19 protein-coding genes are annotated in these 21,340 nt (G+C 62.8%); 8 read left to right on the top strand and 11 right to left on the bottom strand.

Annotation, left to right across the window (positions count from 1 at the left end; translation table 11 throughout):
* The first annotated feature begins 146 nt into the window (after positions 1-146).
* Positions 147-1,256 carry an FAD-dependent oxidoreductase gene (locus RQH14_RS18120; protein ID WP_311214528.1) on the top strand — a complete coding sequence of 370 codons (1,110 nt, stop codon included), beginning with the start codon at positions 147-149 and terminating at the stop codon, positions 1,254-1,256.
* A gap of 64 nt (positions 1,257-1,320) precedes the next feature.
* On the opposite strand, the gene RQH14_RS18115 is transcribed toward RQH14_RS18120, so the two are convergent.
* On the bottom strand, positions 1,321-3,543 hold the full coding sequence (locus RQH14_RS18115; RefSeq protein WP_311214527.1) for an NADP-dependent isocitrate dehydrogenase: 2,223 nt from the start codon (positions 3,541-3,543) through the stop codon (positions 1,321-1,323).
* Positions 3,544-3,783: 240 nt separating this feature from the next.
* Between RQH14_RS18115 and RQH14_RS18110 the strand changes: the two genes are divergently transcribed.
* Both RQH14_RS18110 and RQH14_RS18105 read left to right on the top strand, forming a co-directional pair.
* Positions 3,784-4,377: a hypothetical protein gene (locus RQH14_RS18110; RefSeq protein WP_311214526.1), complete on the top strand. Its 594-nt coding sequence runs from the start codon at positions 3,784-3,786 to the stop codon at positions 4,375-4,377.
* Between the two features lie 75 nt (positions 4,378-4,452).
* A complete protein-coding gene (locus RQH14_RS18105) occupies positions 4,453-5,562 on the top strand; it encodes a trypsin-like serine peptidase (RefSeq protein ID WP_396136325.1) in 1,110 nt (369 codons plus the stop codon).
* Positions 5,563-5,684: 122 nt separating this feature from the next.
* Here RQH14_RS18105 and purH read toward each other — a convergent pair whose 3' ends face one another.
* Both purH and RQH14_RS18095 read right to left on the bottom strand, forming a co-directional pair.
* Positions 5,685-7,355 (bottom strand): bifunctional phosphoribosylaminoimidazolecarboxamide formyltransferase/IMP cyclohydrolase, encoded by a 1,671-nt coding sequence (purH, locus tag RQH14_RS18100; RefSeq protein ID WP_311214524.1) that lies wholly within the window; start codon positions 7,353-7,355, stop codon positions 5,685-5,687.
* A gap of 498 nt (positions 7,356-7,853) precedes the next feature.
* Positions 7,854-8,783: a hypothetical protein gene (locus RQH14_RS18095; RefSeq protein WP_311214523.1), complete on the bottom strand. Its 930-nt coding sequence runs from the start codon at positions 8,781-8,783 to the stop codon at positions 7,854-7,856.
* A 162-nt stretch (positions 8,784-8,945) separates the two neighbouring features.
* Here RQH14_RS18095 and RQH14_RS18090 point away from each other — a divergent pair, with 162 nt between their 5' ends.
* From RQH14_RS18090 to RQH14_RS18080, 3 genes are read left to right on the top strand one after another with little or no spacing between them, the layout of a single operon-like run.
* Positions 8,946-9,893, top strand: a complete 948-nt coding sequence (locus tag RQH14_RS18090) for a BadF/BadG/BcrA/BcrD ATPase family protein (RefSeq protein WP_311214522.1) — start codon at positions 8,946-8,948, stop codon at positions 9,891-9,893.
* Positions 9,868-10,818 (top strand): N-acetylmuramic acid 6-phosphate etherase, encoded by a 951-nt coding sequence (gene murQ / locus RQH14_RS18085; protein WP_311214521.1) that lies wholly within the window; start codon positions 9,868-9,870, stop codon positions 10,816-10,818. Before RQH14_RS18090 ends, murQ begins: the two co-directional genes overlap by 26 nt.
* Before the next feature lie 51 nt (positions 10,819-10,869).
* Complete coding sequence (locus tag RQH14_RS18080; RefSeq protein ID WP_311214520.1) at positions 10,870-12,222, top strand: MFS transporter; 1,353 nt, start codon at positions 10,870-10,872, stop codon at positions 12,220-12,222.
* A 69-nt stretch (positions 12,223-12,291) separates the two neighbouring features.
* Here the strand turns inward: RQH14_RS18080 and RQH14_RS18075 are convergent, their stop codons facing one another.
* Positions 12,292-12,927: a hypothetical protein gene (locus tag RQH14_RS18075; RefSeq protein ID WP_311214519.1), complete on the bottom strand. Its 636-nt coding sequence runs from the start codon at positions 12,925-12,927 to the stop codon at positions 12,292-12,294.
* Positions 12,928-13,382: 455 nt separating this feature from the next.
* Positions 13,383-13,958: a phosphoribosylglycinamide formyltransferase gene (gene purN, locus RQH14_RS18070; RefSeq protein ID WP_311214518.1), complete on the bottom strand. Its 576-nt coding sequence runs from the start codon at positions 13,956-13,958 to the stop codon at positions 13,383-13,385.
* 11 nt (positions 13,959-13,969) lie between these two features.
* Between purN and RQH14_RS18065 the strand changes: the two genes are divergently transcribed.
* Positions 13,970-14,419 (top strand): hypothetical protein, encoded by a 450-nt coding sequence (locus RQH14_RS18065; protein WP_311214517.1) that lies wholly within the window; start codon positions 13,970-13,972, stop codon positions 14,417-14,419.
* Between the two features lie 43 nt (positions 14,420-14,462).
* On the opposite strand, the gene RQH14_RS18060 is transcribed toward RQH14_RS18065, so the two are convergent.
* From RQH14_RS18060 to RQH14_RS18040, 5 genes are all read right to left on the bottom strand, one after another.
* Complete coding sequence (locus tag RQH14_RS18060; protein ID WP_311214516.1) at positions 14,463-15,794, bottom strand: DUF6350 family protein; 1,332 nt, start codon at positions 15,792-15,794, stop codon at positions 14,463-14,465.
* A gap of 629 nt (positions 15,795-16,423) precedes the next feature.
* Complete coding sequence (locus RQH14_RS18055; protein WP_311214515.1) at positions 16,424-17,461, bottom strand: VOC family protein; 1,038 nt, start codon at positions 17,459-17,461, stop codon at positions 16,424-16,426.
* Positions 17,462-17,619: 158 nt separating this feature from the next.
* Positions 17,620-17,997 (bottom strand): hypothetical protein, encoded by a 378-nt coding sequence (locus tag RQH14_RS18050; protein WP_311214514.1) that lies wholly within the window; start codon positions 17,995-17,997, stop codon positions 17,620-17,622.
* Positions 17,994-18,404 (bottom strand): J domain-containing protein, encoded by a 411-nt coding sequence (locus RQH14_RS18045; protein ID WP_311214513.1) that lies wholly within the window; start codon positions 18,402-18,404, stop codon positions 17,994-17,996. Before RQH14_RS18045 ends, RQH14_RS18050 begins: the two co-directional genes overlap by 4 nt.
* A gap of 223 nt (positions 18,405-18,627) precedes the next feature.
* The gene (locus tag RQH14_RS18040) at positions 18,628-19,050 is read right to left on the bottom strand and encodes an Hsp20/alpha crystallin family protein (RefSeq protein ID WP_311214512.1); all 423 of its coding nucleotides are present in this window, start codon (positions 19,048-19,050) and stop codon (positions 18,628-18,630) included.
* A 142-nt stretch (positions 19,051-19,192) separates the two neighbouring features.
* On the opposite strand from RQH14_RS18040, the gene RQH14_RS18035 reads away from it, so the two are divergent.
* Positions 19,193-19,636: a MerR family transcriptional regulator gene (locus tag RQH14_RS18035; protein WP_311214511.1), complete on the top strand. Its 444-nt coding sequence runs from the start codon at positions 19,193-19,195 to the stop codon at positions 19,634-19,636.
* Between the two features lie 111 nt (positions 19,637-19,747).
* Here RQH14_RS18035 and RQH14_RS18030 read toward each other — a convergent pair whose 3' ends face one another.
* Positions 19,748-21,256: a pentapeptide repeat-containing protein gene (locus tag RQH14_RS18030; RefSeq protein ID WP_311214510.1), complete on the bottom strand. Its 1,509-nt coding sequence runs from the start codon at positions 21,254-21,256 to the stop codon at positions 19,748-19,750.
* Positions 21,257-21,340 lie beyond the last annotated feature (84 nt).

The following is a 21,340-nucleotide window of genomic DNA, read 5'->3' as shown; positions in this document are numbered from 1 at the left end:
TGACCCAACTGGGGGACAGCACATGCTCCAATGAGCCCTCATTACGACGCTTGCTGTCCCTCAGTTGGGTGAGTGGGGGCAGAATGGGAGGTGGCCCTCTTCGGGGGGTGCGATTTTCATGAGGGCCAACGGTGGATGGAGCAGGCATGCAGGTTGACGTTGTAGTTGTTGGCGGAGGAGCCATGGGATCGGCGGCCGCATGGCAACTCGCCAGGGCGGGCCGCTCGGTGGTTCTGCTGGAGCAGTTCGAGGCCGGGCACCACATTGGCGCTTCCCACGGCGCCACCCGCAACTTCAACACCGCGTACGCCGAGGCCGATTACCTGGATCTCCTGGCCGAATCCAAGACGCTCTGGGACGAACTCGCGGCCGAGCACGGCGCTCCCCTGCTGGACATGGTGGGATTGGCGAACCACGGCAACATGCCCCGTTTGCAGCAGGTCCGCGACGCCCACCAGGAACGCGGCATCGAGAGCTACTTCATCTCAGCCGACGAGGCCGCCAACCGCTGGCGGGGAATGAACTTCGCCACCGATGTCCTGTTCGTGCCGGGGTCCGGTCGGATCCGTTCGGCGGACGCCTTGGTGGCGCTGCGGGAATCAGCTGAGGCCCATGGTGCCGTCTTCAAGTACTCGACGCCGGTCCGCGACATCCGCGTCGATGGCGCCGAATCGGTAGTGGTGGTGACGGAAGAGACCGAATACACGGCAACCCGCGTGGTGGTGACAGCGGGCGCCTGGACGACGAAGGTGCTGAACGGCCTCGCCAAACTCCCCGCGTTGGTGGTGACCCAGGAGCAACCCGCCCACTTCACGGCGACAGACAACACGCTGGTGTGGCCCGGCTTCAACCACAACCCGGACCCTGATCCGAACAACGAACTCTACGAATACTGGTTCAGCCCCGTCTACGGCATGCTCACTCCCGGCGAAGGCGTCAAAGCAGGCTGGCACGGCGTCGGTCCCGTGATGGACCCCGACCATCGCACCTTCGAGCCCATCCCCCAGCAGCTCGAAGCGTTGGTGCGGTACGCAGAAGAGTGGCTTCCCGGCGTCGACCCTTCCACCGCGGTTCCCATCAGCTGCACCTACACCACCACGCCTAACGAGGACTTCGTGCTGGACCGTTTCGGTCCGCTGGTGGTGGGCGCCGGTTTCTCCGGACACGGGTTCAAGTTCACGCCGGCTATTGGCCGGGTGCTGAAGGACATCGTCGACGGCGGCGTGGCACCTGAGCGGTTCCACGCCGAGCGCTGAGTCCACACTTAAAAAGGAACTGGCCCGCAGGCAATGCCTGCGGGCCAGTTTCGCTCTACGGGGACTACTTCTTCAGATCCGCGAGGACCTTGTTGAACGTAGCCGACGGGCGCATGATCTCAGCGGCCTTGGCGGCGTCCGGACGGTAGTAACCGCCCAGTTCGACGGCGGGACCCTGGACTGCGGCCAGCTCGCCGACGATTGCCTCTTCGTTGGAGGTCAGGGCGTCAGCGATTGCTGCGAAGTCCTGGGCCAACTCGGCGTCTTCGGTCTGCTTGGCCAGTTCCTGGGCCCAGTAGGTGGCCAGGTAGAAGTGGCTTCCGCGGTTGTCCAGCTCGCCGACGCTGCGGCGCGGGGACTTGTTTTCCAGCAGGAACGTACCCGTTGCGCGGTCCAGCGTGTCGGCCAGAACCTGGGCGCGGGCATTGCCTGTGGTGGTGGCAAGGTGCTCGAAGCTGACGGCCAGGGCAAGGAATTCGCCCAAGCTGTCCCAACGGAGGTGGTTTTCCTTGACCAGCTGCTGGACGTGCTTGGGAGCGGAGCCACCGGCACCGGTCTCGAACAGGCCGCCACCGTTGATCAGGGGAACGATGGACAGCATCTTGGCGCTGGTGCCGAGTTCGAGGATCGGGAACAGGTCCGTGAGGTAGTCGCGGAGGACGTTACCGGTGACGGAGATGGTGTCCTCACCCTTGCGGATGCGCTCCAGGGTGAAGGCCGTGGCCTCAACCGGGGAGAGGATCTTGATCTCGAGGCCCTCGGTGTCGTGTTCCTTGAGGTACTCGTTGACCTTGGCGATCAGGTTGGCGTCGTGTGCACGGGTCTCGTCCAGCCAGAACACAGCCGGAGTCTGGGAAGCGCGGGCGCGGGTGACGGCCAGCTTGACCCAGTCGCGGACCGGAACGTCCTTGGTCTGGCAGGCGCGCCAGATGTCACCCGGGAAGACCTGGTGCTCGGTGAGGACAGTGCCCTTACTGTCCACGAGCTGGACGGTGCCGGCTGCCTGGATCTCGAAGGTCTTGTCGTGGCTGCCGTATTCTTCGGCTGCCTGGGCCATGAGGCCAACGTTGGGAACGGTGCCCATGGTGGTGGGATCGAACGCACCGTTGGCGCGGCAGTCGTCCAGGACAACCTGGTAGATGCCGGCGTAGGAGCTGTCCGGGATGACGGCCAGGGTGTCGGCTTCCTTGCCATCCGGGCCCCACATGTGGCCGGAGGAACGGATCATGGCCGGCATGGAGGCGTCGACGATGATGTCCGACGGAACGTGCAGGCTGGTGATGCCCTTGTCGGAATCGACCATGGCCAGCGCGGGACCGTCCTCGAGGCCCTTGGTGATGGCTGCCTTGACGCCCTCGCGGACGTCCTCCGGCAGGTCTTCCAGGCCGCTGAGGATTGCTGCGAGGCCGTTGTTCGGGCTGATGCCTGCGGCTGCGAGCTGCTTGCCGTAGGTGTCGAACAGCTCGGAGAAGTACGCCTTGACCACGTGGCCGAAGATGATGGGATCCGAGACCTTCATCATGGTGGCCTTGAGGTGCGCGGAGAAGAGAACGCCCTCTTCCTTGGCGCGGGCAACCTGCGCCTTGAGGAACTCATCCAGGGCGTCGGCGCGGAGCGCGGTGGCGTCCACGACTTCGCCCGCCAGGACGGGGAAGTCCTTCTTGAGGACCTTGGTGGTGCCGTCTTCGCGGACCAACTGGATGGTCAGGGAATCGTCAGCCGCCAGGACAACGGACTTCTCGTTGGAGCGGAAGTCGTTCTCACCCATGGTGGCAACGTTGGTCTTCGAATCAGCGGACCAGGCACCCATGGAGTGCGGGTTCTGGCGGGCGTAGTTCTTCACCGACAGGGGTGCGCGGCGGTCCGAGTTGCCTTCGCGCAGCACCGGGTTCACAGCGGAGCCCTTGATCTTGTCGTAGCGCGAGCGGATGTCCGTCTCGGTGTCCGAGGAGGGGTTGTCCGGGTAGTCCGGGAGGGCGTAGCCCTGGGCCTGGAGCTCGGCGATGGCAGCCTTGAGCTGCGGCACGGAGGCGCTGATGTTGGGCAGCTTGATGATGTTGGCTTCCGGCTGCTTTGCCAGTTCACCAAGTTCAGCAAGGGCATTGCCCGTGCGCTGTTCTTCTGTCAGGAAATCACCGAAGACGGCGATGATGCGGCCGGCCAGCGAAATATCGCGGGTCTCCACCTCTACTCCTGCGGTCGAGGCATACGCTTCAACAATCGGCAGGAAAGAGTAAGTTGCCAGCATCGGCGCTTCGTCTGTGTGGGTATAGATAATCTTGGCCATTGGCGGGGTTCTCCCTGAAAGTCTGCAGATTTCAACATCTCCTAACTTACCCGAGTAGACGGATAAGGCGGCCCTTCGTGTCCGGGATCACGTGTTCGTTACCGCCATGGTGATGAACGCCCGACGGCGGCCTGACCGCCGCCGCTGCCTCCCGGCGTCGTGCGCTGTTGCCGTGATCAAATCTCCGGTTTCCGGGCGAGTCAGACTCCGCAATCACACAAAACCGCACATAGTGAAAGCATGACCCGCACGAATCGAACCTTCAAACGGGCTGCTTTGGCTGCCGGAATCCTCCTCAGCCTCACTGCGTGCACACCGCCGATTCTGGAGCCCACACCAGCGCAGACCATTCCGCATGACGCAGCATCAGGCCAGAAACTTGCCCAAGCACGCGAGGCGATCGAGGCCATCCCCGGAATTTCCGTCACCAACTTCACCGGCGGGAACGATCCCAACGTCAAGGGCAACACCGGCTATTCCATCTGGTTCAGGGTGGACCCCGGCTACACGCTCCAGGCAGGTGACGTGCTGGTGGACTACATCGTCCGGAACGTTTGGTCCGTGGGCGAGGGGTACATGCCAAACACGCAGATCCAGATCAGTTCGAGCACCGCCGACGGTGAGCCGCTCATCGACCTTTCGGCCGCTGGGGTCGGCTCGGCATGGATGGGCGGACCGGCGTCGGCCCCTTCGCAGCACAGCACCATCATCATCCCGCTCAGCGCCGATGACCCGGACGGTGCCCGAAATCTCGCGCTGCTTACCAATGACGGCCCTTGGCCGGGCGTCACTCCCAAGCCCCTCCCGGACAATGTCACGACCAAGGTTGGCTGACATTTGCCGCGCTTGAGCCCACGCCAAAGGGACCTCGTCACTTAACAAGGAAGTGACAGCAAATTATCACAAACTATGAAACATCTCTTTACAAAGTTGTCATACGTTCGATACCTTCGATTCCGTCAGTCGGCGGTCGCCATCACTGGCCGCCTCACTCCCTCGATAGGTAGGAACAACGTGACAAAAACCAAGACCCTGGCCACAAGCCTGCTGAGTCTGTCCGCTGCCGCAATCCTGGCGCTGGTTGGAACCACCAGCGCCAACGCGGCACCGGCTCAGAACGCAGACTCCAGCGGCGCTGCGGTCAGCAGCCATGTTGTGTCGGACACCGGCGCTGCAGATTACTGGACGCCAGAGCGCATGAAGAATGCCAAGTCCGGCGAAATCCTCGCGGCCAAAGCACTTGACCGTGGCAAGCTCCTCAACTTCGGCAAGGCCCCGGTCACTGAAGCCCCGGGCGCCATCAGCAGCATCGCCGGCCAGCAGGCCACCACCGAATCCAAGACCATCGACCGCAAGGTCAACCAGAGCGAGACGCCGGTCAAGCACATCGGCAAGATCTTCTTCACCCTGGGCGGCTCCAACTACGTCTGCTCCGGCAACTCCGTCACTGCAGCCAACAAGAGCACCGTCTCCACCGCGGGCCACTGCCTCAACGAAGGCCCCGGCGCCTACGCCACCAACTTCACCTTCGTTCCGGCCTACCTCAACGGCTCAGCACCCTACGGGAAGTGGACGGCAAAGGCGCTGTACGCCCCCACCCAGTGGGCTTCCAACGGCAACATGCAGTACGACACAGCGTTCGCCGTCATGAACACCCTCAACGGCCAGAAGCTCGCCGACGTCGTCGGGTCCTCCGGTGTCCAGTTCAACGCCGCCCGCGGCCTGAGCTACAAGGCCTTCGGCTACCCGGCAGGCTCGCCCTTCAACGGCGAATCGCTCAAGAGCTGCTCCGGCAAGGCCGCCAACGATCCCTACAACCCGCAGTTCGCCACGCAGGGTATCCCCTGCAACATGACCGGTGGCTCCTCGGGCGGTCCGTGGTTCATCGGCACCAGCTCCTCCGGCTACCAGAACTCCGTGAACAGCTACGGATACGGCAGCAACTCCACCACCATGTACGGCCCCTACTGGGGCACCGTGATCCAGTCCACCTACAACACCGCAGCAACGGCTTCGTAGCGAACTCTCTTTCGACAGCACGTCCCTGTTAAGTACGTGCGGATAAAGCACGACGGGGGCCGTCCCCTACCGGGGGCGGCCGCCGTTGCGTTGTGGTGCGTGGGCCCTGCCGGGCTCCTCTTCTAGTGGAAGAAGTGGCGTGCGCCGGTGAAGTACATCGTGATGCCTGCAGCGTTGGCTGCGGCGATGACTTCCTCGTCGCGGACGGAACCGCCCGGCTGGACGACGGCGCGGACACCGGCGTCGATCAGGATCTGCAGGCCGTCAGCGAACGGGAAGAACGCGTCGGAGGATGCAACGGCACCGCGTGCGCGCTCAGGTGCGTTGGCACCGCTGGTGTTGGACGCGCCGCCGGCACCTTCGACGTCGGACTCTACCTGCACGCCGAGCGTGTTGGCACGCTCGACGGCCAAGCGGCAGGAGTCCAGGCGGTTGACCTGGCCCATGCCGATACCCACGGCTGCACCGTGGTTGGCGATCAGGATGGCGTTGGACTTGGCAGCACGGCAAGCGGTCCAGGCGAAGGCAAGGTCCGCGAGGGTTGCTTCGTCGGCGGCTTCGCCGGCAGCGAGGGTCCAGTTGGCGGGGTTGTCGCCGTCGGCGTCTACCTTGTCGCTCATCTGGACCAGGACGCCGCCGGAAACCTGGCGCATCTCGGAGGGGTAGCGGCCGTAGCCCTCGGGCAGGGCGAGGAGGCGGATGTTCTTCTTCTTGGAGAGGATCTCCACGGCTTCGGGCTCGAAGTCCGGGGCGATGACAACCTCGGTGAAGATGTCGGCAACCGTGCGGGCCATGCCTGCGGTGACGGTGCGGTTCGCAGCGATGACGCCGCCGAAAGCGGAGACGGGGTCGCAGGCGTGGGCCTTGGCGTGGGCATCGGCGATCGGGTCTTCAGCGTCGGCGGAACCGACGGCTACGCCGCACGGGTTGGCGTGCTTGATGATCGCAACGGCCGGCTCGGCGAAGTCGAAGGCAGCGCGGAGGGCGGCATCGGCGTCGACGAAGTTGTTGTAGCTCATGGCCTTGCCGTGCAGCTGGTCAGCCTGGGCGATGCCCGCCGGGGCTGCCTTGTCCACATAGAGAGCAGCCTGCTGGTGCGGGTTTTCGCCGTAGCGGAGGACCTCGGAGCGTTCCAGGGCCAGGCCCGCGTAGGCGGGCCAGTCGATGATGCCGTCGCCGTCTTCGTCCAGGAACTGGCTGGCAGTCCAGGAGGCAACAGCATTGTCGTAGCTGGCCGTGTGCGCGAAGGCCTTGGCAGCCAGGCGGCGGCGGGTGTTCAGGTCGAAGCCACCTTGTGCTGCGGCGTCGACCACTGCGCCATAGAAGTTGGGGTCCGTGACGATGGCGACGGCGGCGTGGTTCTTCGCGGCCGAACGCACCATGGCGGGGCCTCCGATGTCGATCTGCTCCACCACATCGTCCTGCGCTGCGCCGGACTTCACGGTCTCCACGAACGGGTACAGGTTCACCACCACGAGGTCGAAGGTTTCGATCTCCATGCCCGCGAGGGTGTCCATGTGGGCCGGGACGCGGCGGTCAGCCAGGATGCCGCCGTGCACGCGCGGGTGCAGGGTCTTGACGCGGCCGTCCAGCATTTCCGGGGAGCCGGTGACTTCTTCGACTTCCTTGACCGGGATGCCTGCGGCGGCGATCTTCTTGGCGGTGGAGCCGGTGGAAACGAGGGCGACGCCGGCTGCGTGCAGGCCCCTCGCGAGCTCCTCCAGTCCCGTTTTGTCGTAAACCGAGATCAGTGCACGGCGGATGGGAACACGGTCAAGCTGCGTCAAGCTCACAAAAGTCTCCGTCTTAGTTCGCGTAGATATCGCGGGTGGTGTCGCGGGTGTGGGATACGGAGAGTTTATCGCGTTTCGTTGTTGGTCCCGTTTTGCGTCTTTTAACGCCCCGCTGCGTTGCGAGGCCCACTCTGCATCCCACACCCCGTTTGCGGGGCGCACACCAGGCCCCACAAGCAAACCCCCTGCTTAACCCCCTACGTTGCGAGGCCTGCTCTGCGTGCCACTCGGAGCACGAAAAGCGCACACCAGGCCCCACAAGTTACGCCCCTATGTTGCGAGGCCTGCTCTGCATGCCACTCGGAGCACGAAAGGCGCACACCAGGCCCCACAAGCTAACCCCCTGCGTTGTGGGGCCCACTCTGCATCCCACTCGGGGCACGAAAGGCGCACACCAGGCCCCACAAGCAAACCCCCTGCGTTGTGGGGCCCACTCTGCATCCGAACCGGGGCACGAAAAGCGCACACCAGGCCCCACAGCTCGGGGCAAACAAGACATTACGACGACGGCCCTCGCCACCCGCGCGACACCAACGCATCGCGTATCTTGCGTTCGGCATTAGCCCACCCGCCCTTCATCTGGACTTCGGAGAATTTCAGGACAATCCACCCCAACGCACGAAGCCGATCGTCGCGTTCGATGTCCTTGCCCCACTGCACTGGGTCGGAGCGGTGATGATCACCCTCGTATTCCATGGCAACTTTGTACCCCTTGTACTGGAGGTCCGGCGTCGAGATGTAGCAGCCGTGATCGTCATAAATTGGCTGGGTGACAGCTGGCTCCGGCAGCCCGGCGTCGACGATTTTCAGACGTAGCCTCGACTCCTGGGGCGAATCTACGCCTGCCCGCAGCAATGGCAGAATTTCCCGGGCCATCCGGATCCCCTTGACCTTCGGGCGACGGTCAATAACTTCCTGGATGGCTTCGATTGAGGACAACGGATTTTCTCCGGCCAGCAATGAATCGCCTGCTGCTACAAGCGACGACCTCCCCATGTGCCTCGTCAGATCCACCCATGTCCATTCCGGCGACGTCAGTTGAACTCCGTTAGACACACGAACGTCCCGGGCAAGCAGCGGAGCCCGATGTCCTATCACTCCCCGACGCTTGACCCTCCCGATCTCTTGCCTGCGTGTTACGTGGATCAGTCCATTGTTCCCCTCTTCCTCGAGGTAGATGGGGAGCGGCATGGACCACAACAACGCTGCGGTGACATGGCTGACTGCACAGCGCGGAGTGACAGCAGTGTGCAGCCGCCCGAGCAGTTCGAGGTCGCGTTCGTTTGCCCTGGCGATACGGATGCCACGGCTCGGCGTCACAAGTTCTTTCGTCTGGAGTCGCCACCGTGGCACGCCGGAAGCGTAAGCGTCGGCGACGAGGAAGCCTTGAGGGTCGACATTCAGAGGCAAAGGAGTGAGATTCCGCATGGGCCCATGCTTGCCGGAAACGATGGCCCGCATTCGGTTATCCACAGAAATCGCCAGCTGAGGCGCTCCTGACCATTCCTCCACAGGCGTTGCGGGGCCCACTCTGCGCCCCAAAACCCACACCAACCACGCAGAACAGGCCTCACAACATAGGGTTGATCCATGGAAGCCACCGAGGTCGTTCTTGTTGCCGATGTAGGGAAGAGCCGTTGCCGCGTGGAGTTGCGCAGCGGTTCGGAGTTGCTGGGCGCGGCCGACCAGCACGGCTTCCCCGGGGTGCACGTGGACAACGGACCCACCCTGGCGTTCGAGCTCCTCCTCGAGACGGTCAGCCTTTTACCACCGGGCCTCCCCGTCAGCACGTTGACAGGAATTGGCGCCGCAGTGGCCGGCGTCGAAGCATCCGCCGAAAAGTCCCAGGAACTCGCCACCATGTTGGCCCGGAGATTCAGCGTTCCCGCGGCGGTCCTTTCGGACGCCACGGCCGCCCAGCTCGGTGCTCTCCAGGGAGCACCGGGGACCACGCTCATCGTGGGTACCGGCGCCGTGGCTTTCCGTTTCGACGAAGCCGGCATCCTGCACCGGGCCGACGGCTGGGGACCCTACCTTGGCGATCGCGGCAGCGGACGATGGATCGGCCAGCAGGGTCTGCAGGCAGTTCTTGAAGCGCACGACGGCGGCCCGGCCACGACGTTGTCGGCTGCGGCCGGCGCTCTGGTCGAGTCGCCGGACATGCTCCCGGGCTGGCTCGCTGCCAACGAAAACCCTTACCGGGCCATGGCCCGATTCGCGCCGCTGGTTCTGCACGCCGCGGAGGCGGGTGACGCCGTCGCACATGACATCATCGGCGAGGCGTGCCGCATTCTGACCCGCACGGTGAAGCTCGCGTCGGGCGGTGACAGCGGCAGCACGCCGCGCGTGGCGATGCTCGGCGGAGTGGTGGGATCGGAGTTCTTCGCGGCGCTCTTGCGGAAGTCCCTCGCTTCGGCTGGGATTGAGGTGGTGGCCCCGCTCGGCGATGGCTTGGACGGTGCTGCCCTCGCTGCGACGCGCCGCGGGCTCATCCAGGAAAGGTACATCCACCGTGACGGAACAAACTGGCCCGACTGACGCCGACAAACTTGCGGGCCTGCGCACGGAACTCGCCGGGTTGGCGACCGAGGCCACGGCAGAGGGCTTGGATAATCTGGACATCCTGGGCACCGAAGAACTCGTTGCGGCCATGCTTGCCCACAGTGCAGGAGTACACGCCGCAGTTGAGGCCGCGAGTCCGGCCATAGTTCAAACGGTCGACGCCGTTGCGGAGCGACTCCAGCGCGGCGGCCGCCTCTTGTATGTGGGAGCCGGAACGGCCGGGCGTCTGGGTGTGCTCGACGCGAGCGAGTGTCCGCCGACGTTCGGCACCCCGCCGGGACTCGTCGTCGGACTTATTGCCGGCGGCGTGCAGGCCATCCAGAAGCCGGTGGAGTACGCGGAAGACAACGCAACGGCGGGCGCACGCGACCTGCACGATATCAACGTGACCGAAGCCGACGCCGTCGTGGGTATTACGGCCTCGGGCCGGACGCCTTACGTGATCGGCGCGCTGGAAGAAGCACGGAAGCGGGGCGCGTTTACGGCGTCGCTGGCGTGCAACAAGGGCTCGGCGGTGAGCCATCTGGCGGACGCCGCGATTGAGGTTGTTGTGGGTCCGGAGTTTATTGCGGGCTCCACCAGGCTGAATTCGGGCACCGCCCAGAAGCTTGTCCTGAACATGATCAGCACGTTGGTGATGGTGAAGCTCGGCAAGACCTACGGGAACCTCATGGTGGACCTGCGTGCCACGAACGAGAAACTGTTGGCCCGATCGCAACGGACGGTCCAGCACGCCACCGGAGTGTCGGCCCAGGAAGCTGCCACTGCTTTGGACTCTGTTGGCGGTTCCGTGAAGGCCGCCATTTTGGTGCTCCTGACGGGCATCGAGGCTGGTCAGGCCAAGGGCGCTTTGGAAGAAGCCGGCGGTTTCCTGCGGAGGGCCATCGAGAACCAGAAGTAACGCGGACTTCCGCTCCGTGCACAGCGCATAAAGTTGCATGCAGGAGGCCCAATGAATACATACACAGCCGTGCCCAGCGGCGAACAAGTTGTGCAGGAACTGCCGTGGCGGTGGAAGGTCCAAGGGCGGATTTTCGTGATCGGCGGGCTCGGGTTCATGTTCGACGCCTGGGATGTCACGCTCAACGGCATCCTGATTCCGCTGTTGTCCAAGCACTGGTCGCTGCAACCGACTGACGCTGCGTGGATCGGCACGGCCAACCTGATCGGCATGGCTGTGGGTGCGTTCGCGTGGGGCACCATTGCTGACACCATTGGACGCAAGAAAGCTTTCACGGCGACCCTCCTGATTTTCAGCATCTTCACGGTCCTGGGTGCTTTTGCGCCGGACATCGTATGGTTCTGCATCTTCCGCTTCATGGCCGGCTTCGGCTTGGGCGGCTGCATCCCCGTGGACTACGCGCTGGTGGGTGAGTTCACGCCGCGCAAACAACGGGGCAAAGTGCTGACAGCCATGGACGGGTGGTGGCCGATCGGTGCTGCGCTCTGTGGTTTCGTCTCCGCCGGCCTGGTTGCTGCCTTCGGTGATTGGCGGCTCACTATGCTGATCATGGTGCTGCCCGCGCTGCTCGTTTTCTGGGTTCGGCGTTCCGTTCCCGAGTCTCCCTTGTTCCTGATTCGAGCGGGCCGCCGACAGGAGGCTGCGGCGGTGATTGACGGTTTGGTGGACGCCACTGGCGCCACCCCGAGGGCCTACAGCTTGCCCGAACCGCAGGCCGCGCCGCGCCTCTCCCCCGGCAGTGCGTGGGCGCAACTGCGCGGGATCTGGCAGTTCAATTGGAAGATTACGACCGCGGCCTGGGCGCTGTTCTTCAGCATCCTGTTGGTCTACTACTTGTCGCTCACGTGGATGCCGCGCATTCTCATCGGTGCAGGATTCGAGGAGTACAAGGCGTTCGTCACGACGGCGAGCATGGCCGCCGTCGGACTTCTGGGCGTGGTGGTCGCGGCGCTGCTGGTGGAGCGGGTGGGCCGCAAGTGGATCCTTGCCATCACCGGCCCGCTGTCCGCGCTGACGCTGGTGATCGTGGCGTTCGTGGTGGATGTGCCATCGGCTGCCGTGTTCTGGCTCCTGGTGTTCGGCTTCGTTGTCCAGGTGGCCATCCCGGTCCTCTACGCCTACGTGTCTGAGCTGTACCCGACCGAACTTCGCGGCTCGGGCTTCGGTTGGGCTTCGACGTTCTCCCGCATCGGCGCCGGCTTCGGCCCGCTGGTGTTTGCCTCGTTCTTCTGGCCCGAGTTTGGGTTGGCGCAGTCGTTCGCGATGGCTGGCGGGTTGGTTCTGCTGTCCGTGCTGTGGATGGCATTCTTCGCCCCGGAAACGAAACAGCGCGTCCTCTCCTAACCCCCTCCCGTACCCAACTAGGGGACAGCACATGCTCCAATGAGCCCTCATTGCGACGCTTGCTGTCCCCTACTTGGGTGACCAGCCGCGTTGTTCGAGCGCCCGCCGAACCTTGGCAACCGCAGATCTTGCGCCGGTGGACATGTGGCGCTTGGAGATTCTCACAAGAATCCATCCGGCACGGCTGAAGTCTTCTTCGCGGGCTATGTCTTTCACGATCTGCTCCGGATCCGAGTGGCCCTCGCCCTCGTATTCAACGGCAACGCGCTGCTCGCGATAAGCCAGATCCGGTTGACGTACGACGCCGGGACTCAGTTCCGTGGGCACGTTGACTTCCGCTGTGGGCAACCCAGCCCACTTCAGTGCCAGCCTGAGCCTCGTTTCGGGGGCGGAGTCGGAACCCACGCATGCTTGTTCCAAAGCTAACCGGGCCTTGCGGATTCCAGGTGTCCCCCAGTGACGGTCGAGCATTTCTTCGAGCTCATCCATGGTGCAGTAGGGCGAACTGCGTCCCTCGAATTCCGGTCTGGGAATGCGGATTAAATGGTCGGCCACGACTGTGATCTCGTCGATGTCCATTTTCCGGGCGCAGTCCAGCCATGTCCGAGCCCGGCTGGTGATAAACAGGCCCTCGTGAACCACAATCTCGTCGTCGAAAAACTGGCCCTTATGCCCAATAACTCCCCGTCTTCTTGACCTGCCCATGCTGTCCGGCCTTGAAATGTGGATCCCAGGGCTGTTGCTTCCCGGCAGGAACCCCGGAAACTCCCACAGAAGGAAGGCTGTGGCGTGGGATGCCGCTGAAAACGGCGTGACGCGAGTCAGAGGGCGAACACGATCCACAAGAGAGAGATCGTCAATAGAACCAGGGACAAAGATTTGACGGCTTGGCGAGTCCAGATCTCTGTAGCGTAGACGCCCAACTGCTACACCGGCGTCGAGCGCTTCCTGCCTGGTAAACGATGTCGAGGACAAAGGTGTAGGCAACTGCCGAGGAGTCTTCATCCCCCATGCTGACAAATTTGCCGCGGCCGTGCTCCGTTATCCACAGGCCGTCAGTAGCGTGCGGATACTGCGGGACAGCACATGTCCTATTGAGCCCGCACTGCGACGTTTGCTGTCCCCTAGTTGGGCGCGGGCGCGGGGTTGGGTGCGGCGTGCTACTTGGGTGAGGCGGCTGCGGCGAGGTCCCTCAAGGTCTGGACCAGCAGGCGGCGCTCCACTACCTTGATGCGCTCGTGCAGGGTTTCCTCGGAGTCGGTCGGCTCGATAACAACGGCTTCCTGCGCAATGATGGGCCCGGTGTCCACGCCTGCGTCGGCCCAGTGAACGGTGCAGCCCGTGACTTTCACGCCGTATGCAATGGCATCGCGAACTCCGTGGGCGCCCGGGAAGGACGGGAGCAGCGCGGGGTGTGTGTTGACGTACTTGCCGTCGAAAGCGTTGATGAAGTCTTCGCTGACGATCCTCATGAACCCGGAGGACACCACGACGTCCGGCGCGTAGGACAGCACCTTGTCGCGCAGTGCGGTGTCCCATTCAGCACGGGTTTCAAAGGAGTTGAAGTTGACCACGAAGGTCTCAATGCCGGCTTCGTCGGAGCGCTCCACCCCGTACGTATCGGGGCGGTCGGCGCCCACAGCGGCGATCTCGACATCCAGTTCACCCGACGTCACGGCGTCGATGACTGCCTGGAGATTGGAACCGGTACCGGAGACGAGGACAACAATGCGCATTGCACTAGCTTATGGGCGGCTCGCGTAGGCTGGAAAACATGAATCCCGACGTCGGTCCCAAGCCGAGCCAGCAACCCCGCTCCGAGGCCGAAAAGTCCGCCCTCGGCAAGACCCAGATCCTCTTCCGTGCCTTCCTTTTGACGGCGTTGGGTGCGTTCTTCGTGTTCTCCCTGAACGTGAACTACGTGTGGTTGAGCGCCATTCTGACGCTCGCGGGTTTGGTGCTGGGGATCGTCGTCTTGGTTCGCACGCTGAAGTACAAGCACCCGCGCCTGATTCTTTTCGGGACAATCTCGGGCTTGGTAGTCACGGCCGTGATGTGCCTGCTCATCCTGACGTCGGCGCTCTTCTTCAACCAGGTCAGCACGTACCAGGACTGCTCACGCGGGGCGCTGACGGAATCCGCCAAGACCCAGTGCTTGACGCAGCTCGAGAACTCCATGCCGGGCCCGCTCCGCTAAGCCTGTTCGCTGGAGTAGCCCGCACTAACGGAAGTGGACCCGCTTAGGCGTGTTCGTCGTCGTACGCTGCTTCGTCGAGGTTCGCCTCGCGCTGCTTCTGGCTGCGTTCCAGCCACGGCCCCACTGCGTAGCCAATCACGACGCCGATACCCACTTCCGCGGCCAGCCAGACTGCCGTCCACAGCGGGTGGGGTCCGATTTCCGTGAGCCGCCCAATACCGGCCGAACCGCGGGCGATCCACGCCAAGGCACCGCCAAGGAGCCCCGCAACTGCGCCAATGAACGCACCCAGGAACAGGGTTGAGACGGCGGCCGTGAACCATCGGGCTTTGATCTTGATGGAGAGCCACTCGTCAAAGTGGTTCTCGCCTTCGCGGAGGAACCACCAACCCGCCAGGATGCCGGCCACGACGGGCAGCGCGAGTGCCATGGCGCCGGCGTCGAGTTGTCCTGCGGGGAGGGCGCCGAGGACCGGGACGGCCGGGAGCGGTCCGACCGCCGTGCCCAGCGGACCCGCGGTCGATCCTACGCCGAGCGAGAAGCCCGCGCCTGTGGACCATGAAAGCGCGAAAATGACGAGGTTCGGCAGGAAGCCCAGCTGCGCGATGGTGAGCACGGCTCCGCCGAGGGCGCCGGCTTGGATGCCTTCGTAAACGGCGATGATGTCCGTCCAGTGCCACACGATGGTGACGGCCAGCAGCACCGCGGCCAACGAGACCGAAGCCATGGCCGCGACGAAACCGGCCTTCAGCGCTGAGCCCACGTAGGAGCCCGCCCAACGCGAATGCTGGCTGGTCTTCGCGAGCCAGGCAACGGCGTCGACGCCGATCAGGCGGCTCCACGAGCCGGCCTCTCGTCGGGCGCCCACGATCATGCCCAGGCCGAACGAAACCAGCGGGATGGTCATGGCGAACCAAAGGTTGATGACCACTTCAGGGGTGCGGCACACGAAGCCGGTGGCGGCCCCGAACGCTGCGTACACAACGAAGGCGCCGAGGAACGCCTGCCACAGCTGGTCGGTGTAGGAGGCCCGGGCAAGCCGACGACCCGCGCGCCATGCAAGCAGGAACGGAATGAGCGTCAGACCCAGCGGAATGAGGGACAGCAGACCCGAGCCCGGCTGGGCTGCAGTACCGATATTCACGTGCGCCAGCTCCAACGGAACACCGTGGATCAGCAGCCAGGCCTGTCCGCCCAAACGCGCCAAAGAGTCGACATTCCGGTCCTGGAAACCATCAGTGGCCCACACCCCCACCAGCGGCAACACCACAATGATGGCCGAAATGAACGCTGCCTGCGCCGCTTCCAAACCACCCTGCAGCCAAAGGGGCATCGGGAGGCCACGGTTTCCGGTCTGATCAGCGCGCAGTTTCATCGTGATCTATCGTGCCACGGCAGGCCGCTCCCACCCCGCAGGCGCCCCTGAAATACCGCGAATTCCAGCGCTTTTTCCACGGAGCCGCCGTAAAATGGGAGGTGTTCTCCCGGGGCACGGAGCCCTCAGCGACCACCTCAGCTCCGCCTCACCTGCACAGACTTTGAAAGGCCCGGAAACAATCGAAGCCGGGAACTAGGAGCGGCCAATGGATAGGTGTCACAACTCATAACAGAAAGTCGTACTAGCAGCTGGTGCAGCCGCCAACGGATTCTCTCCATAGGCTGCACCAGCCTTCTTTTGTCCCCCACCCTGTGCCTCCCCACCTTGCGCCGAGGGGCGACTTTTTGTCCCCTCCTTGCGCCGAGGGGCGACATCTCGGCACTTTGGGGCTCGCTTTAGTGCCGAGAGCTAACCCCTCGCCAAGAAAAGTACGACGGCGGGCGGCCGGGTTGAGCACGCCCGCCCCCGCCGAGGGGCGACATCTCGGCACTTTGGGGCTCGCTTAGTCCCGACAGCTAACCCCTCGCCAAGAAAAGTACGACGGCGGGCGGCCGGGTTCCGCGCATGCTCACCCCCGCCGAAGGGCGACGTCTCGGCACTTGGAGGGCTCTCTTTACTGCCGAGAGCTAACCCCTCGCGAAGAAGTCCACACCCGACACGTATTCCATGGCCTCCACGAACTTCGGATCGCCCATCCTTGCGTAGGCTTCCTCCTCGTTGAGTTCGGCGATCCGGCAGTGGATCCACCAGAGATTCCCCAACGGATCCCGAACGCGGCCCACTTTTTCTCCCCAGAACATCTCCGTCATGTTCGTAACCGCAGTGGCACCGGCGGCGAGGGAGGCGGCGAAGGAGGCGGCGCCGTCGTCGACGTAGACCCGCAGGAAAGCCGGAGTCGGAGGCCAATCGGGGCGGGAGTCGAAGGCGAGGATGTTCGAGTCACCGATCTTCGCTTCAGCGTGCCCGATCGACCCATCCTCCATCGGGACACGGAACGCCTCCTTGGCGCCGAACGCGGCCGTGATGAAATCGAGGAGATCCGGGGTGCTGCGCGAGATGATCCAGGGCTCAACGGATCGATATCCGGCCGGGATGACAGGGACTCCTTCGGAGCGTGTCACCGGAGTCATCGCCTTGACCTCATCCGGGACCGGCGCATCCGGCTGACCGGTCATATGCCGTCGGAGGGATTCGACCGCGTATTCCATTCCTGCAGCGTATTCCGGGGCATCCCAGCGGCGGGCTGCTTCGTCGTCCGAGACGTCCTCCATGTGCGACATGATCCACCAGACGTTCCCCAGCGGGTCCTGGATCCGGGCGCCGCGGTCACCCCAGGCGCTGTTGTCGAGGACCGAAACCGCGGTGGCACCCGCGGCGAGGGCGGCGTGGAAGGCGGCATCGGCGTCGTGCGTGTAAAGGCGAAGGTACGACGGCGTGACGGGCCAGTGCGGTCGGCTGTCGAAAGCGAGGACTACTGAATCGCCGATCCGGGTCTCCGCATGCCCGATTGTCCCGTCCTCGCCGACAACGCGGTCGATCTCCTCCGCGCCGAACGCCGCTGTGAGGAACTCGAACAATGCGTTTGTGTCGCGGGTGATGAGCCAAGGACTGACGCTGGAATAGCCGGTAGGGACTGTGCTGATGCTCGGGCTTGTCGCGGTCATGACTGTGTCCTCTTCGTCGGGAGTTCAGTACTTTCAGGCTACGACTCATTGAGGTCAGGAACCGTCCGGAATTGTGACTCCATCCGCGCCGAGAGGCGACGTCTCGGCACTTTGAGGCGTTCTTACTGCCGAGAGCTGACCCCTCAAGTGCGCGCCCGCTAAAGCTGGGGCCCGTAGATGAACTCCTTGGCGTGGTTGACGGCCTTCTTGAAGGCGTCGTTCCTGAGCGTCATCTGCTCCCCTCTGGCCCCTGCGCTGGGTTCCAAGAACGTTGTGGGGCCGGGCCGAAGCATCCAGATGTCTCCAGCTGGCGGGAGGTAAAACACGCCGAAGGAGCGATGCTCGGGGTCGTCAGTCCAGATGGGCACCACGGCAACCGCAGCGCCGGTGTCCGGGTTGATCCACTGGGCTCGGGGCATCGGTTGTTCGTGGACCTCGGGGTCCAGGAATGGCGCCGTTCCCCTCCCCCAGCGTTTCTCGAACCGTTCGTAGAACGCGGGAATGATGTGGCCGTCGTAGGGACGCCAGGCACTCATGAATGGCTCCTTGGTGTTCTGGGGATTCGCGACGAAGGTTCCCAACGGGTTGGACTAAACGACAACGGCGGCTGCACCCGGTCCCCCTCGGCAGACGCAGCCGAAGGGGCACGTTCGCTCCGGTGAACCCTTACCTTCACCGGCGTTCCGGGCACCCGGACGGGTATGCCCGAGCGCGCACGATCGTAAGCCGCCCGCTTCCCTGGGTCCGAAAAAACGACGTACGCCTGCATGATGGTGTGCAGTTCCTGGAGGTCGGCCGCGGAGGTGGTGTCACCGTCGTCGACCTTTTGGCGTGTGTCCGGGTGGTGGGTCCGAAGCAGCGTGCGGTAGGCGCGCGTGATCTCGCGGGTCGTCGCGTCCGGCGAGACGTGGAGAGTGGCGTAGTGGTCAGGTTGGGTGCTCACTGCTGGTTCCGGTTTCTGCTGCGGATTTGGAGATGGCCCCCGGCTGAACCGGGGGCCATCACTCGGGAGACGACGTCGGGGGCCGCTTTTATGTGCGCTAATAAACGCTGTGACGTGGCGCGAAGCCTGCGCCCAACTATCCGCTGCGGCCGCTTCCGTCGTTCCCGGTCCGGCGTCCGCTGGTCAGCCACCCCCGGGTGAGCCTTCCAGCGGACGGACGGGATCAGGCGTTGATTTCCTGCCTCTGCCCATTGGAGGTGATTTCGATGCGGCGTGGCTTGGCCTTCTCGGCGACGGGAATCCGGAGAGTCAGGACACCGGCGTCGTAGTGGGCCTGGATGCCATCGGTATCGAGGGTGTCGCCCAGGATGAGTTGCCGGCTGAAGACGCCCTGGGGGCGTTCGGCGGCGATCATCTCGGTGTTCTCGCCCGCGGGCGACTTGCGCTCGGCCTTGACCGTGAGGACGTTCCGTTCAACATCCAGATCCACGGTCTCCGGATCTACCCCTGGCAAGTCGAAGGCTACAACGAATTGTCCGTCCTCCTGCCATGCATCCATCGGCATTCCGGCCGGGCGTGCTGTTGTGCCAAAAACCTGTTGGGCGAGCCTGTCGAATTCGCGGAACGGGTCAGTGCGCATCAGCATGTGGTTCTCACTCCTTTGATCTTGATGCTGATTCTGTTGTTCGTACCAGCCCATCCGATCTGTGGTGGCTGGTATAGATTTTTTATAACACCAGTGAAAGAGTGGAGGCAAGTAATTTTTCGGGAGATTTTGGAGGGCTTTGATGGCAGCCTCGGATGGCACGACTGCCGCTGAAGAGTACGACGGCGGCCTGGCTGCTTCCGCGGCGGACGGCACCTATGAACGTGGCCGGGACGCTCGCGGAGTCTATGCAATCTCGGTGGCGGCGGAACTCGTTGGCACGGGACAACAGAACATCAGGCAGTACGAGCGCAAAGGGCTGGTAACCCCGGAAAGGACCGACGGCGGCACCCGGCGCTTCAGCGAGGACGACCTCATGACGCTTCGCAGGATCGGGGTGCTCCTGGATGAGGGGCTGAACCTGGCCGGCGTGAAGCTGGTGCTCGAGTTGGAGGCGGAGAACCGGGGGCTGACGGAGGACAACCGGGGGCTTGCTGACGACAACCGGGAGTTGCGGGCTGACAACAAGGGGCTGCGGAAGGATTTGAAGCGGGCGCGCGGTGGGGAAACCATCAACATTATGTAGCCAGGCAACTCCTTGCACCGGGCATCATAACAGGGGGGGAGACTGAGCAGGGTCGATGAAGTCTAAGCCTTGCGCTTGGGTCCTTTCGGAAGCTCCACCCATCCAACAGGGTCACGTCAGATGCTCGACCGGCGCGATCCCAGGCCGATCCGCGTGATTAACCTCGCAAATGACGCGGTATCCTGCTTTCACCCGAGAAAACTGCTTCCAAACTGTTAGACCGTCGACGTCCGGACATGCGGAAAACTCTTCAACAAAAGTTACGTGAAGCCAACTCGCGATGGGGATTTCAGTAAGGTCGCTAGAGGCCGCTCCGCCGAGCCTATTATCCCTCAGATGCGGTCGTTGCTTGAAGTGGGCGTACGAAAACAGCATGCCAGCGAGAAAAGACGTACCGCCAAATCGAACCTCCTTGCAGAATTCTGCGGCCCGAAACCATGCATGACCCTCAAAAATAGCCCTCGAAAACCAAGCGCGACCAACGAAGAGGCATCCATCGAATTGTGCATTCATAGCAAAGTGCGCTTTTCGCATGTTCGTCGTGCCACCAAATACAGACTGATTGAAATCAATCTTTTTCAAAAAATGACATTCTGAAAAGTCAACACTTTCTAGGTAGCATCTGGATAAATCGAAAGACATTCGCGACCAAGAGTTTGGATCATCAAGCGGACGTCGAGTGCCGCGAGCAATCGAGGAAAGTATTGCCCGGCGCACTTCCAACTCCTCCCCACGGGAACTAGTGGCGTAAAGGTGAGCAGTCTTTGCTCGAGACTCCCTGTAAGGATCTATAACATGGGGAAACCTAAGGGGAGTCTGTTCGGGACGTGGAAGCATTTCTCTAGGCACTTGTGGAGGTGAGGGGATTTCCTCGTGCACACCTTTAGCGTTGGCTTCTCTGCACTGCATGGGAGTTCTAAGGTACGCGCAAAGTAAATCAACACATTGCTGCCGGTTCTCAGACCATTCATCCGCTAGAGCGGCCAAGGCATAAACTCCACCAATTCTCGTGGCTGACCGCTCCGACCCTAACATTTCCGCAGCTTGAGAAAATCGTTCACTGAAATGCTCGGCTGTCTTGAGTTTAGCTTCACGGTGTTCGATGGCCAGCCTTTCATCGGCTTGCACGTGCCCTCTATATCGAAGAACTGTGAAGGCAATGAAGAGAACACCACCAAATAGCCCTGCCGCTATGGTGATCGCTGGAATTCGCGGAACCACTGATGACGCATCATTGCCCATGGGCGCAATATTTTCCACGGTATAAAATTCCGTTTGATGAAATGCGAAAGCATAAAATACCAAGAAAAGTGTGGAACATCCGGAAGCCACTAATATCATCAGTTGAAGCGTCCCGAAACGCCGCCGACCATTATAATGCGCTGTATCGGAAGTAGAAATTGACCATACCAGTACGGCAATCGTAAGGAGCGCCGTCAGCAGTATTGCCCCACCAATCGGTGAGCCATAAACTTGCGCGGTATTATTGATTGGAACCTCCTGTAGTCGCAGCACCTGTCGCCGCCTATAACCATACAAATCATCGCTTGTAGGGGCCATCTGGCGCGGGCTCTTGAGCATCGCATTCCACCCACGTCCAGTCGTGAGTTTATGACTCATTACATGAAATACTGTGCCGCAACGGACAAGCTACACGCCACCCCGCTTGTGGGCTATGAATAACTTTCACCAGGCAGGGAAGCG

Source organism: Arthrobacter sp. WCS2018Hpa-7 (assembly GCF_031843805.1).
In the GTDB taxonomy this organism is placed as follows: Bacteria; Actinomycetota; Actinomycetes; order Actinomycetales; family Micrococcaceae; genus Arthrobacter.
Note: the sequence above shows the minus strand (reverse complement) of the source record. Positions and strands in the feature narration are given on the sequence as shown.